This is a genomic window from Halothermothrix orenii H 168 (assembly GCF_000020485.1).
Lineage (GTDB): Bacteria > Bacillota > Halanaerobiia > Halanaerobiales > Halothermotrichaceae > Halothermothrix > Halothermothrix orenii.
In genome coordinates, this window is sequence record NC_011899.1 from 661,023 (window position 1) to 678,500 (window position 17,478).

The window sequence follows — 17,478 nt, forward strand, 5'->3', positions numbered from 1 at the left end:
AGTGTGGCATAATTTATCTGACAGGGAAAAAAAGCTGATCATATTCGGATTAATAGCGGTTATATGTATGGTTTACTGGTTTTATGGAGAACAACCAACTACCCGGACTATAGATGAACTAGAAAGTGATTTGCAACAGTTAAGGCGGGAACTTATGATTGCCAGGGTTCAATCAAAAAAAGTGAAAGTTTTAAAGAAAAAATATGATAAATTATTAAAACAGAAAGAAGAGTTACCCTATTACTTTTATTTAGACCCGGAGGAATTTTATGAGACTATTGAAGAGATGGGAAAACAAGCAAATGTAGAAATTAAAATATATACGGTTCAAAGTGGCCAGGAGGATGAAAGGGGAGTTAATCTCGGTGTGGATGGAAACTATGAAGATATCCTTAATTTCCTATCAGGAATGAGGTATTTAAAAAATATTGTAGATTATAATTCCCTGAATATTACTTCTGACGGGGAATTAAATTTAATTATTAATCTTAACTACAACCCGGAGACACCCGGGGGTGAAAAGCAATGAAAAAAAGATACTGGATATATATTATTTTATTAGTAATACTGTTGGCCGGGGCTGGTTATTACTACTATAGTTATTATTATATAACCCCCACATCAAACACCCTTAACCTTAAAGCTGTAAACAAAAAATCTACCCATGAGGTATCGCCGGAACTTTCCCGGGTAAAAGATAATGACCAGAAAAATAAAGCAAAACCCACCAGAGTTGAGTCCGGAATGCCTTCTGATCAAAACCCGGGAACAAAAACAGGAGGGGAAGAAGAAGTCCAGAAAAAAACAAAAGATACAGAAAAAGAAAAAGTTAAAGAAGAAGATAATAACACTAAAGAAACACATAAAAAAATACCCCGGAAGATTAATAACCCTTTTGATGATTATCGTAAGACCATTGTAAAGAAAACCCCTTTTAAATTAATTGGAATTATTGGCTCAGAGGGAAAAGTAATGGCTGTAATAGATACAGATGATGGAAAACAGACTGTAACTGAGGGGGATGTAGTTGATGACCATAAAATAGTAGAAGTAACGAGAGATAGTATTATTATTTTATATCAGGATAAAATACATAAAATTAAGGTTGGGAGTGATTCCGGTGAAGACTCATAAAAAGCTACTGGCCGGATTGATGTTATATCTAATTATTTTATCTATACCTGGATTTGCTTTTGCCAGTAATGGCATTGATTCACATCCGGTTAAGGTTGATATGAATTTTGAAGAAGCAGAGATTCAGGATGTCCTTACAGCAATTGCTTCTCTTGTAAATATTAATCTGGTTGTTGATAGTTCAGTATCAGGTGAAATTACGGTAAAACTTGATAATATGAGTTTTAAAGAGGCCCTCGATTATGTTGTTAAAGTAAGTGGACTTGATTATGTCTGGAAAAATGATACCGTTATTGTAGCCAGTTCAGAAAGGTTGAAGTCTTTTTATGGGGAAGAACTGGTAGAAACAGTAAGCCTGAAATACTCTGATCCAGTTCATATTTATCAGCTTATCAAGGTGTTTTACCCGGAATTAAAAGTTCAGGTTGATTCCAATAACTTAAAGCTTCTTATGTCCGGCAAACGTAAAACTATCCTGGCAGCCCGGAATTTGATAGACCGGATTGATGTGCCTGATAGTTTAATTACAGCAACCTATGTTGCCAAGTTTATTAATGCAGACAGCCTGGAAAACCACCTCAGGCGGATTTATCCGGGGCTAGTTCTATCCTCAGACCGGGATAATAATATACTCTTAATATATGGTTCTAAAAGGAAAGTAAGAGAGGCTTTAGAGCTTGTTAACAGGATAGATTTACCCAGGAAAGAGGCTACTTTTATAGTTGATATTAATAAAGGTGATGTGACAAGGATTGAAGAAACGGTTTTAAATTTATTCCCGGACCTGGTTGTTGAAGGTAATGAAGCCTCACACAAGTTAATTATTAGCGGTGATAAAGAGGAGGCCCTTAAAGCCAGAGATTTAATAAAGGAAATCGATATCGGTGAGGAAATAGATACTGAGGTAGTCAGGGTAGACTATGGTAACCTTGATAATCTTATCTCAGTCATTCAGGGCTTATTCCCGGATATAAGGTTACAGAGTAATCCCCTTAAAAAAGAAATTATTATTAAGGGAAATACCAGTGAAGTTCAGGAGATTGTTTCCCTGGTTAACAGCCTGGATATCCCCAGAAGACAGGTAATAATTGAGGCCAGGTTTGAAGAAATATCGGCCAATAAAATATCTGAGTTTGGTATGAGACCGAATTTAAGTGAAATTCAGTTTATTTTTGACGAAGCCACCAGGGAGCTGAAGTCAATGAATATTACCTGGCCTGAATATCTAAGATTTCTGGAGGAGGAGGGACAGGCCAATATGCTGGCCAATCCGAGGTTGCTTACCCTGAATGGAGAAAATGCCAGGCTTTTAATAGGAGATAAAGTTCCGGTTAAGATTGAAGAAACTTCAGGGTCTTCAGAAGAATCAGAAGGTGAAAGCAATGCAGTAAGCTATGAATATATTGATGTTGGTATTTCTTTAGAATTTACTCCCTGGATTACTGAAGATGGCTATATTATTATGGATGTGGCCCCTGAGGTCAGCAGCCTTGGTTCCCCCATGGGTGGTGGAGAATCGATACCTCCAATAAAAACCAGGGAAGCCCGGACCAAAATCAGATTAAAGGATGGGCAGACCTTTGCCATCGGTGGTTTAATTAGGGAAGATGAACTCGAGAGTATTGCCAAGGTGCCTTTGCTCGGAGACATACCTTTATTGGGAACCTTATTTAGAAGGTCACAGACAGATAAGGTTAAAACCGAAGTTGTTATTTTTATCACACCACATATTGTCAAGGAATCATTTGGCGATATAACAACGGTAGATCAGAGTCGGGAAAAGGTTTTATCTAATAAAACCGATGAACCTTCAAAAAAGGAATCCACCCCGGATAAAGAGGTTGTAGATACAGGTGGAAAGGATTCGGAAAATATTTCAGTAGTCAGTAAAGTTTCCAGAGATGGGGAAATTAAAGAAGGAAAAACCGGGAGTGAAGAAGAAGTAGATAATAATCTTGCAGGGAATAAAAAAGAAGATAGTGAGCCCCATACAACCGAAAAAGAAGGTAGTAAGGGTAGTGAAGATGAAATAGATATCACCAGTAAGAACAGTACCAGTGAAACAACTGAAAATGAAGAAAATAGCGAGGAGACCAATACCGGGGAAATTATTAAGAGTAAAGATGATGTGACCGGTGAAAGCACAGACGACTTTGGTGAAAAAAACATAATTGAAGGAGAAGTAAATAAAAAAGATGTTAATAAAGCTGAAGTAAATGAAACTGAAGAAACAGTTGATGAGGCTACCAGAAAGGAACTTAAAAATATAATTAATAGTGAAATTATAAAACCAGGTAATGAAAGTAGTGACAATAACCTACCTGAATATTATAATATATTGTATAAGGTAAAACCGGGTGATACCCTGGCCTCAATAGCAAGGAAGTATGGTCTGTTTGTCAGTAACATAAAACTGGTAAATGGAATAGATGAAGTAAAAACAGGACAGACAATAACCCTGCCGATACCAAAAAGCCATTTGTATATAATTAAAAAAGGTGAAACCCTGTGGCAGATATATTTAAAATTTGGTGTCAGTGTTTCTGTCCTGCAAGAAATCAATAATATAAAAGATGTAAGAAAAATTCCGGCAGGAACTTTAATAATTATTCCAAAAAGGATAAATGACTAGAGGTGAATTAATGGTGTTAAGTTTTAAAACTGCGGGTGAATCCCACGGCAAGGGCTTAATGGTGATTATTGACGGAATGCCGGCTGGAGTTAAGGTTGATATTGATTTAATTAATAAGAAGCTTGGCCGGCGTCAGGGTGGGTATGGACGTGGTGGCAGGATGAAAATTGAAAAAGACAAGGTTGAGGTCTTAAGTGGTATAAGGTGTGGTGAAACTATTGGGAGCCCGGTCGGGCTCCTAATTTATAATCGGGATTGGGAAAACTGGAAAAAGGTCATGTCCCCTGTAACCCGTCCCGGGGTGGGCAATGAAGAGATAAGTATCAAAAAGGATGGTAAAATAAAGAAAATAAAACGGGTTGTAACCAGACCCAGGCCGGGACATGCTGATCTGGCCGGAGCCCTTAAATACAACCAGAGTGATATTAGAAATATACTGGAAAGGGCCAGTGCCCGTGAGACAGCGGCCCGGACAGCAGCGGGGGCAGTTGCCCAGGCTCTTTTGAAATATTTTGATATTGATATTATTAGTCATGTTATTCAAATAGGGGAAGTAAAATCCAGTTCCCCTGAAGTAGATTTCGATACCTTAAAAGAGCGGATTCTGAAGTCACCTTTGAATTGTTATGATAAGAAAAAGGAACAGGAAATGATTAATCATATTGATAAAATAAAAGAAGCCGGTGATAGTCTCGGTGGTGTTATTGAAATTAGGACAACTCCATTACCGGTAGGACTGGGGAGTCATGTTCAATGGGATAGAAGGCTTGATGGAAGACTGGCCCAGGCTTTAATCAGTATTCCAGCTATTAAGGGTGTGGAGATAGGTACTGCCTTTGATAATGCTGGTAGTTATGGTTCCCGGGTACATGATGAAATATTTTATAGTAAGGAGAAGGGTTTTTATAGGAAAACCAACCGGGCTGGAGGTCTGGAAGGTGGAATAACCAACGGGGAACCGTTAATCATCAGACTGGCGATGAAGCCAATCCCTACCCTATACAGCCCGCTGCAATCGGTTGACATTGTAACTAAAAAGCCTTTCACGGCCAGTGTTGAACGGTCTGATGTAACGGCTGTACCGGCTGCCGGAGTAGTTGCTGAGGCGATGGTAAGTTTTATCCTGGCCCAGGCTATTTTAGAGAAATTTGGTGGAGACCATATTGATGAAATCTTTGATAATTATAAACGCTTTCTGGATAAAATGTAAGGGGTCAATAAAATGAAGATATCTCTGGTTGGATTTATGGGGACAGGAAAGTCCAGTGTTGGAAAGTTGCTGGCAGAAAAATTAAATTATCCATTTCTGGATACCGATGACTTAATTGTAAATAAAGCCGGAATGGGGATTCCACAAATTTTTTCTAAATATGGTGAAGGGTATTTCCGGAAACTGGAAGAGGAAGTTTTACGCCATGTGGTGACCACCGGTGACAATTTTGTCCTGGCTACCGGTGGGGGTATAGTTATTTCACCATATAATAGAAAATTACTTAAAGACTATACGACACCGGTTTTATTATCAGCTTCACCGGAAGTAATTTATGAGCGGATCAGTGGGGATAAACGTCCTCTGCTTTTTACTGATGATCCCCTTGAGAAAATCAAGGAGCTCCTTGCAGAAAGGGAACAATATTATAGTCAGTTTGATAATCAGGTTTATACGGGAGGCAAGGAGAAGAGAGAAGTTGTAGATGAAATTATTCACCTGATAGGAGTTGATAGGCTTGGACTTTAAATCAATTGAAGTCAATATACCTTCAAAGACAGTAAATTATTCTATAATTATTGGACAAGGACTGATGGAGAATGCTGGTTCCTTAATTAAGGATGTTTACCGGGGAAGGAAAATTATGGTGGTAACTGATGAAAATGTGGATGGGTTATATGGTGACATCATGTTAAAGTCACTGGAAAAAGAAGGGTTTGTTGTTATCAAATATATAATTCCGCCTGGGGAAAAGTCAAAGAGCAATTATTATCTTCATAAGGGTTATGATATCATGGTTGAAAATGGATTTGGAAGGGATCATCTGGTAGTAGCCTTCGGTGGAGGCGTAGTCGGTGATCTGGCCGGTTATCTGGCTGCAACATACATGAGGGGGATTGGCCTGGTACAGATACCGACTACACTGCTGTCCCAGGTTGATAGCAGTGTTGGTGGAAAGACAGCGATAAACCATCCAGCCGGTAAAAACCTGATCGGTGCTTTTTATCAACCGGACAGGGTTATTATAGATGTCGGGGTCCTGAAATCACTGGAAAAGAGGGAATTGCGGGCCGGGATGGCCGAGGTTATAAAATATGGTTTGATATTCGACAGTGATTTTGTAGATTACCTCCGGAATAATTATCAGGAGGTATTTGTTTATAATCCCCGTGTTCTGGGGAGGATAATTGAACAGTCATGTAATTATAAAGCCAGGATAGTGGAAGAAGATCAAAAAGAAAAGGGTATCAGGGCCCTGTTGAATTTTGGTCATACTATTGGCCATTCCCTGGAGGCTGTAACCGGGTATAGAAAGTATAAACATGGTGAAGCTGTGGCCATTGGAATGGTGGGGGCAGCCCGGTTGTCAGAAAGGTTGGAGTTGCTTCAGGAAGGTGAGGCAGATAAGGTTGCAGAAATTTTAAGATTATATGGATTACCCCTTTCCTATCAGTATGGTGAAGACCCTGAGATGGTTTATAAAACCCTTTTTTATGATAAAAAAGTAAAAGATAATAAATTGACCTGGATTTTACTCAAAAATATAGGTAAAGGCTTTATTAAAAATGATGTAAATGATAATATAATTAATGAGGTACTGGAGGGGTTAAAGTGAATAGGGTAGCTGTTATTCATGGTCCAAACCTGAACTTACTTGGCAGGCGGGAGCCGGAAGTATATGGGACAAAAAGCCTGGAAAATATCAATAAAGAAATTGAGAAAAGGGCTAATAACCTGAAAATTGAGGTTGACATTTTCCAGAGTAACCATGAAGGGGAAATAATTGATTTTATTCATGACAATTATAAAGCCCTTAGTGGTATCATTATTAACCCCGGTGGGTTGACCCATTACAGTATTGCTCTGAGGGATGCCCTGGCAGCCGTACGTCTTCCTGTAGTTGAGGTACATATCAGTAATATTCATAAAAGAGAAGACTTCAGGCACAGGTCTGTTATTGCTTCAGTTGCGGTCGGTCAGATTACCGGACTGGGGACAGAGGGTTATTTATATGCCCTGGAAGCCATTGTTAATATTATTAAAAAGGGGAGTTATTAAAATGGAAAAGAGAATACAGCAATTAAGAAAAGCTATGAAAAAAATGGATCTGGACAGTTTGATTATTGATTCCAGCCATAACCGATTTTATTTAACCGGTTTTACTGGCACAGCCGGGAGGGTATTATTCACACCAGAAAATAATTATTTTATAACAGATTTTCGTTATACAGAACAGGCCCATGAGCAGATATCGGGTTTTGAAATACTGGAGGTTAACCAGAAAGCAGTTGTGGAAATTTCTGATATTCTTGATCAGGATAATTCTAGCCGGGTCGGTTTTGAAGCAAGAAGTGTTACCTATGATGTTTTTCAAAAATACAAAAAGACATTTAATGAAAGTATCAAGCTTGTACCAACGGCCGGGCTTGTTGAGAAAATCAGGGTTGTTAAAGATAGAAGTGAAGTTGAGACTATTAAAAAGGCAGCTGAGATAGCCGATAGTGCTTTTAAACACATCCTTGATTTTATAAAACCGGGGGTAACAGAAAGGGAGGTTGCCCTGGAATTAGAATACTTTATGAAAAAAAACGGTGGAGAAGGAAATGCCTTTGATTTCATAGTTGCTTCTGGTAAAAGGTCTTCTTTGCCCCATGGGGTAGCCAGTGATAAGGTTATTGAAGATGGGGATTTTGTTACCATGGATTTTGGAACCTATTATAAGGGTTATTGTTCTGATATGACACGGACAGTGATAGTGGGAGAACCGACCCCTGAACAAAAGGAGATTTATAATATTGTGCTAAAAGCTCAGAATGAGGTCATAAAAAATATCAGAGCAGGTATGACCTGTAAAGAGGCAGATGCTATTGCCCGTGATATAATAGCTGAACATGGGTATAAGGATAATTTTGGTCACAGCCTCGGTCATGGCCTCGGAGTTGAAGTTCATGAGGATCCCCGTGTTTCTTATGCTTCAGATGAGGTATTAAAACCGGGGATGGTAGTTACTGATGAACCCGGTATTTATATTGCTGACTGGGGTGGAGTCAGGATAGAAGATGACCTGTTGATAACTGAAGATGGATGTGAAGTTCTGACCAGTTCCCCTAAAGATCTTATTTCGGTGTAGGTATAGGTGCAGGCATAAAGGTATCAATATGATGGTAAAAATAATTTCATTATAATAAATACAGAAATGAAAACATTACCCTGAATCATTAAAAGTCATGTTTCAGGGAGAAAATAATATAATTATAGCTATTATTTTTAAGGAGGAATAAAGAATGATATCAACCAATGATTTTCACAATGGTCTAACTATTGAGCTTGATGGGACTGTTTATCAGGTGGTTAAATTTCAACATTCTAAAACCGGACGGGGAGGGGCTTTTGTACGAACAAAACTTAGAAATATCGAAGATGGGGGTATTATTGAAAAGACCTTTAGAGCCGGTGAAAAAGTAAAGAAAGCCCATGTTGATCAGAAAAATATGCAGTATCTTTATCATAATGGTGATGATTACGTATTTATGGATACAGATACTTATGAACAGCTTTCCATTAGCAATGAACAGCTGGGAGATAAAGTCGATTACCTTAAAGAAAACATGAGCCTTGAAGTTCTAATGTATGAAAATAGACCTATTGATATAAATTTACCAACCTTTGTAGAACTTGAAGTTGAAAAAACCCAACCTGGTATCAGGGGTGATACTGTATCAGGTGGTTCCAAACCTGCTACTCTGGAAACCGGGGCAGTTGTTCAGGTCCCCCTATTTATTAATGAAGGAGATGTAATTAAAGTGGATACCAGGAGCGGTGAGTATATAGAACGGGTATCATGATCAGAAAGGCTTTTTTTATCAAAAGGTTAAACAGGTTTGCTGCCCTTGTTTCCCTGATGGGGGAAGAGGAGAAAGTGTTTGTCCCCAATTCCGGCAGAATGAAGGAGCTTTTAATCAGGGGGACACCTGTTTTGTTAAAAAAAGTTATATCCGGTCAACGGAAAACAAAATATGATCTTATTAAGGTATACCATAATAGTAGATGGGTTTCTATAGACAGCAGGGTACCCAATAGAATATTCAGTGATGCTATTAAAAAGGGACGGGTTACTGATTTTAAGGGTTTTAAATTTGGGAGACAAGAGGTGAGATGGGGTAACAGTAGGTTAGATATGCTGCTGGTTAAAAAGGATGTTCCAGTGAAATATTATCTTGAACTTAAATCTGTTACCCTGGTCGAAGGTGATATTGCCAGATTTCCCGATGCCCCAACTGAAAGGGGTCGCAGGCATTTGCGGGAGCTAACAGACTGCCTTAAAAAAGGTCACAAAGCCGGTATTGTTTTTATCGTACAACGTGATGATGCCAGGTTTTTCTCTCCCAATGATAAAACTGATCCTGAATTTGGCAAAGAACTGAGGCGGGCTTTAAAGGCCGGAGTCAATGCCTTTGCTTATACCTGTAGGGTTGATGAAAAGAGTATCAAGATCGATAAAAAAATTAATATACTGTTATAATAAGATCTCATAAAGATAAGGAGGCTAATTTAGCCTCCTTATCTTTTTTTATGGAGGTGTTACTTTTTTACGACCGGACGCTGGGTATCGAGAAGCCCGAGAACGATATGGGCTAGTCCAAACCCTAAAATGCCGGCTCCCCATAGAGAAGGTAACAGGCTCCAACCAAGAGCAGATACAGCTACACCTAATCCTGTTACTGTCCAGCTAGTTGTTTTTGCATTATTGGCCATTTATTACACCTCCAAATTTAGCTTCCCATTTTTTTTAAAAAAATATGCGACTTAATAAATTATAATTAATTTAATTTATAATGCATATATTGCCAGTGACTACAATATTTATATAGTATCAGGAGGTAGATAGAATATATTGATTAATGGACAAACATTATTAATTTAATACCGGTTCGATTTTGTAAAAAATATTAAAAAAATACTCTGGGGGTGATAATGATAAAAAATCTTTTTAGTTATTTACCACCGGATATAAGGTCTGCTGTTCAAAATATAAATGAAAACTATAGAGAAAAAATTATTGAAATTCGCCTCAGGGTTAATCAGCCATTACAGATAATAGGCCTGGATGGAGATTATTTTATTGATAGCCACGGACAAAAAACCAGTAAAAGAAATGCATACATAGTTAACAGGGAGGATGTAAAAAAAGCAGTAACAATTCTTACTGATAATTCAGTTTATGCTGTAGAAAGACAGCTGGCAGAAGGATTTATTACCATTCCGGGAGGCCACCGTATTGGCTTTACTGGACAGGCTGTTGTTGAGAGTGGGGAAATAAGGTTAATAAAAAATATAAATTGCCTTAATTATAGAATTACCAGGGAAATGATTGGAGTCGGGAATAAAGTAATCAAACAAATCTATGACTTTAAAAACAGGGTCTATTACAATACAATGATTGTATCCCCACCACTTTGTGGAAAAACGACCCTCCTCCGGGATATAGTGAGATTGATCAGTAATGGCATTAAAAAATACGGGATTCCGGGAAAAAAAGTAGGGGTGGTTGATGAAAGATCAGAGATTGGAGGGGCATATAATGGCATTCCCGGGAATAGAATAGGAAGTAGGACAGACCTGCTGGATAATTGTCCCAAGGCAAAGGGGATATCCCTGTTGGTAAGGTCAATGTCCCCTGAAGTTATTGCAGTAGATGAAATAGGTAATGAAGAAGATGTTATTGCTATCCAGGAAGCCACCAATTCTGGAGTAAGCCTCATTGCTACCGCCCATGGTGAAAACCTGACAACATTGAAAATGAGGCCCGCTATGGCCAGACTTATGAGTAAAAATTTTTTTGATAGATTTATAATACTGAGCCGGAAAAGGGGAATTGGAACAGTTGAAAAAATTATAGACTCTACAGGTAAGGAGGTAGTTTAAATGTTGGTCAAATTAATAGGATCCCTGTTAATCCTCATTTCCGGATCTTCCCTGGGATGGTTAATTGGGTTTCATTATCTTAAACGTATTAAGGAATTAAAAGAATTACAGGTTGCTATTAATATATTTGATACTGAAATTAGTTATGGCCGTACTCTTCTGCCAGAAGCTCTGGAGGTGGTTAGTGAATCCACCCATGGTTCTATATCTAATATCTATATGCAACTTGCCACCGGGTTAAAAAAAGACAGAGATAAACGCTTCCGGGATATTTTTAAGGAAATATTATCCCGGTATGAGGAAGAGGTGAGCCTCACCCCGGCTGATATAAAAATTTTAATAGAATGGAGCCAGCAAATTGGAGTAACATCACTGGAAGGGCAGCGGAAAGCAAATAAAATGGCTATAAAAAGACTGGAACAGGTTGAAAAAAGGGCCCAGGACCTGGCTGATAAAAGGGTTAAGCTGTCCAGATATGCAGGGGTACTTTTGAGTTTGCTGGTAATTATTGCCCTGTATTAATATTTAAAATTTAAAGGGGGGGTATTGATTGGACATAAACATAATTTTTAAAATAGCCGGGATTGGTATTTTTATATCGGTAATTAATATGGTTTTAAAACAGGCCGATAAAGAAGAACAGGCCCAGATGTTGACCCTGGTCGGGGTCATTATTGTTCTTATGTTTGTTATTCAGCTAATTAATCAGCTATTCAATGATGTTAGAAGTGTATTCAAGTTTTAGGTGGGGTTAAAAATGGCAATTATGCAGGTAGTGGGGATTGGAATAACAGCAGCTGTCTTGATTATTTTAATAAGGCAGGAAAAGCCTGAGCTGGCTTTTCTGTTAAGCCTGGTTACCGGTATTGCAATACTTATTCTGGTTATAGACCAGGTGGCTATAGTTATAAACCTGCTTGAACAACTGGCTGATAAAGCCCAGATAGATTTAATATACTTAAATACAATTCTTAAAATAGTCGGTATTGCCTATATTGGGGAGTTTGGAGCTGAGATTACCCGGGATGCCGGTGAAAGTGCCCTGGCTTCAAAAATAGAAATGGCAGCTAAAATTATTATAATGATTTTGACAATCCCGGTGATGATTACTTTGATAGAGACTATTATAGATTTAATTCCGTAAGCAGTGAGGGGATATAAATGAAAAGGTTAATCTCTATAATTATATTAATAAATATAATTCTAATGATGACAATACCGGTTTTGGCTGAGGAAACACCCCTTAAAGAAGCCCCCCTTAATAAAGAAGATATTATATTAAACCAGATAGAAAAGATTAATTTAAATCAACTACAAAAAGAGGTTGATAAAATAAATAAAAATATGGAGGGTTACATGCCCCACTTAAACATTAAAGAATTGATCCTTGGTTTTATGAAGGGGGATCTTGACGTTAGCTGGGCCCAGATAGGGGGGGCTCTTCTTAAGTATCTGGGGAAGGAAGTGACTGCTAATTTTAAAATACTGGGACAGATCATTATTTTAGCTGTTATGGCAGCAATTTTAAATGTGTTTCATAATTCTTTTACAAGTGAAACCATCAGTAAGACTGCGAGCATGTTAATATTTATGGTTCTGGCAATATTATCCCTGAATGGATTTAAAATAGCTGTAGAAATCGGTATTACCACTATAGATACGATGGTTTCATTTATGCAGGCCCTTATCCCCGTTCTGTTAACTCTTCTGGTCAGTATCGGGGCCATGACATCTGCAGCTGTTTTTCATCCCATAACCTTTATGGTTATTTCTTTTTTAAGTTCTTTGATCAGGACAATAATTTTTCCAATGATTTTTATTTCAGCTATTTTAAATATTGTTAATAACATTACCAGTGAATTTAAAATATCTAGACTGTCAGGTTTATTTAAAGAATTTAGTATGGGGATGCTAGGTTTATCCCTTATTTTGTTTACAGGTATTATGGTTATACAGGGTGGAGCAGCTGCAGTGACAGACAGTCTATCTTTACGGACAGCAAAATATCTTACCGGAACTTTTATTCCCATCATCGGGGGTATTTTTTCAGATGCAGTGGATTTAATTGTTAGCTGTTCATTGATTATAAAAAATGCTATAAATCTATTTGGAATGATAGTAATCGTTTTTATGATCTCTTATCCATTAATTAAAATAATAGCCCTGATAATAATATATAAAATTGCCGGGGCTATAATTCAGCCCATCAGTGATGGACGGCTGGTAAATATACTCGACAATCTGGGGAATACTCTGGTTCTGATTTTTCTAGCAGTAAGTGGAGTATCATTAATGTTCTTTATTGTACTAACTATCCTCGTCGGTTCTGCCAATTTAACAGTAATGATGAGGTGATTTTGATGGATGAGTTAACCAGGTGGGTAAAGAACCTCATTTTTATTATTCTGTTTACAACCTTTATAGAAATGTTTTTACCTGAAAATAACATGAGAAAATATGTCAGGATAATAACCGGATTTTTTATAATTGCGATATTCCTGTCACCTCTGTCGGCCCTGTTTGGTCATGATATAACCAGTTTAGATGAAATAGTGCCTGATAATGTTTCTTTTGGTAACTGGGATAAGATAAAACACCGGGGGCAGGAGTTATCTAATACCAACAGGGTTTTGTTAAAAGACTATTATGAAAAAAGGGTTGCCAGCAGGGTTGAAGAGGTGGTTAAGTTAGACTACCCTGGTTATCAAAAGAAAGTAGAGGTGGAGGTGGACGATGAATATACCATTACCGGTATTAATATTGTTATTATACCGGATAATGAAATATATATAAAACCTGTTGAGATAAATGGTGATATTCAAGATAGAGATGATAATGAAAGAAATGAGTTCCAGGAGGAACTGTTAAGTTTAAAAAGTAAGGTCAGTACAGTATTTCAAATACCTCCGGGTTTAATCAATATTAGTGTAAGGGATGGAGGGAAATAAGGATGGGAGTATTAAATGATCTGAACAGTATCTTCGGGAAAGAAAAGGGAAATAAATTATTAAGAAATATTGTTATCCTGGGGATGGTTGGAACATTGCTTTTATTATTTGGAGACATTTTTTCCAGTAATCCCCAACCCGTTACTGATAATAAACCTGTAATAACAGAAGAAAAAAATAATTATTTAACATATGAAGAAAGCTTATCAAAAGAGCTCGAAGAGATAATTTCAGTAATGAGCGGGGTTGGAAAGGTAAAAGTCCAGGTCTATACCCTAAAAGGCCCTGAATATAGTTATGTATATGATCAGAATATAACAAATAAAATTACAGAGGAGACTGATCAAAATGGTGGTCAGAGACAGATTCAGGAGGATACAACAGAAAAATCGCTGGTAGTTTTGCAGGATGCCGCCGGTGGTGAAGAACCACTGATATCGACTAAACAGTCTCCGGTCATCAGTGGGGTATTAATCGTTGCCCAGGGAGCGGAGGATAGTGAGATCAAATATAATATAACAAAATCGGTAAGTCGTTTGCTGGATATACCTGTTCATAAAATTAGTGTTTTGCCATATAAAAGGAGGTAATGTTGTTAATGCTGGGTAGAAAATTTGTCTGGCTTATGATTTTAATGGTCTGGGTTGGAATGGTAACATCAATAATAATTTACCAGGGGAATGAATATGTCAACCTTCAGGAAACAACCTCCAATAAGGTAAATATAATTCCTTCAGATGAAATGGTAGTTGAAGATACTCCTGAGGATATAAACTATACCCAGGCCCAGGATGAGGAAGATAGTGATGAAAATTTTTTCACTGAATACCGGCTGGAAAGGGATAAGGCCCGGAGTGAACAAATAAGTATTTACCGGGAGATGGTTAATAATCCAAATACAGATGAGGCCATTAAAAAAGATGCACAACAGAAAATGATGGACTTAACAGAGAAGATGGAAAAAGAAATGGAGATTGAAAGCCTGATCAGGGCCAGAGGGTATAAAGATGCTATTGCCTACATACATGATGGTGCGGTGGATGTAATAATCCAGACCGGGGGGTTAAGCAGAGATGATGTGGCTAAAATAGGTGATATAATTGTAAAAACAACCGGTTTTGATTTTAAAGATGTAACTATTATTGAGAAGAAGAATAGAGATAATCAACAATAAGGATTATGTATAGATATTTACAAAAAACAGCAGCCGGGAGCTGCTGTTTTATTTTTTTCAAAGGATTTTATAAAAATATGTAGAAATAAATACATAAAAGATGAGAGAATATTACTACTTGCTTTTTTAGATTTAATTGGATAAAATTAAAAAGCAAGTGGTAAAATAAATTGTACTAATTAAGGGGGAATTATTCGATGGATTTAGATAAGATTAAAACACTCATCGAAATGATAGAAGAAACTGACATAACGGAAATCAACTTAGAAGAAGAAGGAAAAAAGATAAAAATAAAGAGGGGTTTACAGGTTGAAGACCTTGGTAGTTTTCCACCCGTGGGAGTGACACCTTCTGGTCAGCTTCCTCATCAGGTAGAGGCTGGAACAAAGAAAGAAACCAGGGAAAAAGATCAGGATGAGAGTAATATTGATGAAATAGTGGCTCCGATGGTAGGTACCTTTTACAGGGCTCCAGCTCCTGATGCTGATCCCTTTGTTGAAGTAGGGGATGTTGTTAAGCCAGGTGATACCTTATGTATTATAGAAGCCATGAAATTAATGAATGAAATCGAGGCTGAAAAAAAGGGGCGTATTGTTGATATTTTAGTTGAAAATGGGAAACCTGTTGAATATGGTCAGCCCCTTTTCCTGGTTGAGCCTGTATAAAGATAGGAGTGGTTATGGCAATGTTTAATAAAGTATTAATAGCAAACAGGGGAGAAATTGCTGTCAGGATTATCAGAGCCCTTAAAGAATTACAGATACCGTCTGTTGCAGTTTATTCTGAAGCTGATCGTGAATCCTTACATGTAAAACTGGCAGATGAGGCCTATTGTATTGGGCCCGCCAGTTCAAGTGAAAGTTATCTGAATATACCGAGCATCATGAGTGTAGCTGAAGTAACAGGGGCTGATGCTATTCACCCCGGTTATGGATTTTTATCAGAAAATGCCCATTTTGCTGAGGTTTGTGAAAGCAGTGGTATTAAGTTTATTGGACCAAATTCCGGTGTGATCAGTTTAATGGGTGATAAGGCCAAAGCCAGGGAAACAATGAAAAAGGCAGGAGTGCCTGTAGTACCGGGCACAGAAGATGGGCTTGACAATGTTGATAAAACCCTTGAGGTTGCGGAGGAAATAGGTTATCCTGTAATTATAAAAGCTGCTGCAGGTGGTGGTGGAAAGGGGATGCGGATTGCTCAAAATCCCCGTGATTTAAAGAAATCTATTCAGACCGCCCAGAGTGAAGCCAGAGCTGCTTTCGGAGATGCAACAGTTTACCTGGAAAAATATGTTGAAGAACCGAGGCATATTGAATTTCAGATACTGGCTGATGAGCATGGTAATGTAATTCATCTGGGAGAAAGGGACTGTTCTATTCAGAGAAGACACCAGAAAATACTGGAGGAAGCCCCGTCTCCTGTTCTTTCTGGAGAACTCAGGCAGAAGATAGGTGAGGCTGCAGTTAAAGCAGCCCGGGCTGTAAACTATACCAATGCTGGAACTGTAGAATTTTTACTGGATAAATATAATAATTTTTATTTTATTGAAATGAATACCAGAATCCAGGTCGAACATCCTATTACTGAACTTGTAACGGGTATTGACCTTATAAAAGAACAGATATTAATTGCAGCCGGGAGAGAACTGGAATATAAACAGGATGAGATAACAATTACAGGTTCAGCAATTGAATGCAGGATAAATGCTGAAGACCCGGATTATAATTTTAGACCTTCACCAGGCAAAGTGGAAACTTATATTGTTCCGGGTGGACCTGGAGTTAGGCTTGATAGTGGGGTATACCCCGGGTATTATATTACACCTTTTTATGACTCTATGGTCGCCAAATTAATTGTCTGGGATGAAAACAGGGAAGAGGCCATTAAAAGGATGGAAAGGGCCTTAAAGGAGTTTACAGTTGAAGGTGTTAAAACAACAATACCATTCCACTTAAAAATTTTAAATAATGCCTTTTTCCGTAAAGGTGAGTATTATACAAACTTTATTCAGAGAAGAATCTTATCAGAAGGGTAGGAGGGGTAAAAAATGGTTGAGAAAGAAAGTTTGGGTTCAATTAAAATTGCCAATGAAGTGGTAGCAATTATTGCTGGTCTGGCTGCGACTGAAGTTGATGGTGTTGCTGGCATGAGTGGTAATATTGCCGGTGGAATTGCTGAAATGCTGGGTCGAAAAAATCTATCCAAGGGTGTTAAGGTTGAAGTTGGTGAAAAAGAGTGTGCGGTAGACCTTTTTGTGATAGTTGATTATGGTACTTCAATTTCTGAGGTGGCCTGGGAAATCCAGAATAATGTTAAACAGGCTATTGAGAGTATGACTGGCCTGAAAATTGTAGAAATTAATGTTCATGTTCAGGAAGTTCATTTTGCTGAGGAAACTGAAGAAGAGGAAGAATTAGAAGAAGTAGAAGAAACAAGGGTCAAGTAAAGCTTGGCC

At 37.9% G+C, this 17,478-nt stretch carries 21 protein-coding genes and 1 pseudogene; 21 read left to right on the forward strand and 1 reads right to left on the reverse strand.

Annotation, left to right across the window (positions count from 1 at the left end; genetic code table 11):
- The first annotated feature begins 1 nt into the window (after position 1).
- The 10 genes from gspM to sfsA all read left to right on the forward strand — a co-directional run bounded on the left by gspM (position 2) and on the right by sfsA (position 9,498).
- Positions 2–529 carry a type II secretion system protein GspM gene (gene gspM / locus HORE_RS03225; protein ID WP_012635552.1) on the forward strand — a complete coding sequence of 176 codons (528 nt, stop codon included), beginning with the start codon at positions 2–4 and terminating at the stop codon, positions 527–529.
- Entirely contained in the window at positions 526–1,134 is a 609-nt protein-coding gene (locus HORE_RS03230) for a hypothetical protein (protein WP_012635553.1), read from the forward strand. Before gspM ends, HORE_RS03230 begins: the two co-directional genes overlap by 4 nt.
- Entirely contained in the window at positions 1,121–3,766 is a 2,646-nt protein-coding gene (locus HORE_RS03235; protein ID WP_012635554.1) for a LysM peptidoglycan-binding domain-containing protein, read from the forward strand. The genes HORE_RS03230 and HORE_RS03235 overlap by 14 nt, the downstream gene beginning before the upstream one ends.
- Before the next feature lie 13 nt (positions 3,767–3,779).
- A complete protein-coding gene (aroC, locus tag HORE_RS03240) occupies positions 3,780–4,976 on the forward strand; it encodes a chorismate synthase (RefSeq protein ID WP_167935797.1) in 1,197 nt (398 codons plus the stop codon).
- 12 nt (positions 4,977–4,988) lie between these two features.
- Positions 4,989–5,504 carry a shikimate kinase gene (locus tag HORE_RS03245; RefSeq protein WP_012635556.1) on the forward strand — a complete coding sequence of 172 codons (516 nt, stop codon included), beginning with the start codon at positions 4,989–4,991 and terminating at the stop codon, positions 5,502–5,504.
- Positions 5,494–6,591, forward strand: a complete 1,098-nt coding sequence (gene aroB / locus HORE_RS03250) for a 3-dehydroquinate synthase (protein WP_012635557.1) — start codon at positions 5,494–5,496, stop codon at positions 6,589–6,591. Before HORE_RS03245 ends, aroB begins: the two co-directional genes overlap by 11 nt.
- The gene (gene aroQ / locus HORE_RS03255; protein WP_012635558.1) at positions 6,588–7,034 is read left to right on the forward strand and encodes a type II 3-dehydroquinate dehydratase; all 447 of its coding nucleotides are present in this window, start codon (positions 6,588–6,590) and stop codon (positions 7,032–7,034) included. The genes aroB and aroQ overlap by 4 nt, the downstream gene beginning before the upstream one ends.
- Before the next feature lies 1 nt (position 7,035).
- Positions 7,036–8,106 carry a M24 family metallopeptidase gene (locus tag HORE_RS03260; protein WP_012635559.1) on the forward strand — a complete coding sequence of 357 codons (1,071 nt, stop codon included), beginning with the start codon at positions 7,036–7,038 and terminating at the stop codon, positions 8,104–8,106.
- Between the two features lie 154 nt (positions 8,107–8,260).
- On the forward strand, positions 8,261–8,821 hold the full coding sequence (efp, locus tag HORE_RS03265; RefSeq protein WP_012635560.1) for an elongation factor P: 561 nt from the start codon (positions 8,261–8,263) through the stop codon (positions 8,819–8,821).
- The gene (sfsA, locus tag HORE_RS03270) at positions 8,818–9,498 is read left to right on the forward strand and encodes a DNA/RNA nuclease SfsA (protein WP_012635561.1); all 681 of its coding nucleotides are present in this window, start codon (positions 8,818–8,820) and stop codon (positions 9,496–9,498) included. Before efp ends, sfsA begins: the two co-directional genes overlap by 4 nt.
- Positions 9,499–9,557: 59 nt before the next feature.
- Here the strand turns inward: sfsA and HORE_RS12780 are convergent, their stop codons facing one another.
- Positions 9,558–9,731 carry a DUF4175 domain-containing protein gene (locus HORE_RS12780; protein WP_143710019.1) on the reverse strand — a complete coding sequence of 58 codons (174 nt, stop codon included), beginning with the start codon at positions 9,729–9,731 and terminating at the stop codon, positions 9,558–9,560.
- Between the two features lie 219 nt (positions 9,732–9,950).
- Between HORE_RS12780 and spoIIIAA the strand changes: the two genes are divergently transcribed.
- The 11 genes and pseudogenes from spoIIIAA (at position 9,951) to HORE_RS03325 (ending at position 17,469) form a co-directional block, all read left to right on the forward strand.
- The gene (spoIIIAA, locus tag HORE_RS03275) at positions 9,951–10,901 is read left to right on the forward strand and encodes a stage III sporulation protein AA (RefSeq protein WP_012635562.1); all 951 of its coding nucleotides are present in this window, start codon (positions 9,951–9,953) and stop codon (positions 10,899–10,901) included.
- Positions 10,902–11,423, forward strand: coding sequence for a stage III sporulation protein AB (locus HORE_RS12350; protein WP_012635563.1), 522 nt, complete (start codon positions 10,902–10,904; stop codon positions 11,421–11,423).
- A gap of 28 nt (positions 11,424–11,451) precedes the next feature.
- Positions 11,452–11,646, forward strand: a complete 195-nt coding sequence (gene spoIIIAC / locus HORE_RS03285) for a stage III sporulation protein AC (RefSeq protein WP_012635564.1) — start codon at positions 11,452–11,454, stop codon at positions 11,644–11,646.
- A gap of 12 nt (positions 11,647–11,658) precedes the next feature.
- Complete coding sequence (spoIIIAD, locus tag HORE_RS03290; RefSeq protein ID WP_012635565.1) at positions 11,659–12,045, forward strand: stage III sporulation protein AD; 387 nt, start codon at positions 11,659–11,661, stop codon at positions 12,043–12,045.
- Positions 12,046–12,062: 17 nt separating this feature from the next.
- Positions 12,063–13,256: a stage III sporulation protein AE gene (gene spoIIIAE / locus HORE_RS03295; RefSeq protein WP_012635566.1), complete on the forward strand. Its 1,194-nt coding sequence runs from the start codon at positions 12,063–12,065 to the stop codon at positions 13,254–13,256.
- A 5-nt stretch (positions 13,257–13,261) separates the two neighbouring features.
- Positions 13,262–13,849: a stage III sporulation protein AF gene (gene spoIIIAF, locus HORE_RS03300; RefSeq protein ID WP_012635567.1), complete on the forward strand. Its 588-nt coding sequence runs from the start codon at positions 13,262–13,264 to the stop codon at positions 13,847–13,849.
- Between the two features lie 2 nt (positions 13,850–13,851).
- Positions 13,852–14,439, forward strand: a complete 588-nt coding sequence (locus tag HORE_RS03305) for a Sporulation stage III protein AG (RefSeq protein ID WP_012635568.1) — start codon at positions 13,852–13,854, stop codon at positions 14,437–14,439.
- 8 nt (positions 14,440–14,447) lie between these two features.
- Positions 14,448–15,023, forward strand: a complete 576-nt coding sequence (locus tag HORE_RS03310; RefSeq protein ID WP_012635569.1) for a SpoIIIAH-like family protein — start codon at positions 14,448–14,450, stop codon at positions 15,021–15,023.
- A 197-nt stretch (positions 15,024–15,220) separates the two neighbouring features.
- Positions 15,221–15,688: pseudogene (gene accB, locus HORE_RS03315) on the forward strand (acetyl-CoA carboxylase biotin carboxyl carrier protein); the annotation flags it as partial.
- A 20-nt stretch (positions 15,689–15,708) separates the two neighbouring features.
- Complete coding sequence (gene accC / locus HORE_RS03320; protein WP_041605823.1) at positions 15,709–17,058, forward strand: acetyl-CoA carboxylase biotin carboxylase subunit; 1,350 nt, start codon at positions 15,709–15,711, stop codon at positions 17,056–17,058.
- Positions 17,059–17,070: 12 nt separating this feature from the next.
- The gene (locus HORE_RS03325; protein WP_012635572.1) at positions 17,071–17,469 is read left to right on the forward strand and encodes an Asp23/Gls24 family envelope stress response protein; all 399 of its coding nucleotides are present in this window, start codon (positions 17,071–17,073) and stop codon (positions 17,467–17,469) included.
- Positions 17,470–17,478: the final 9 nt, after the last annotated feature.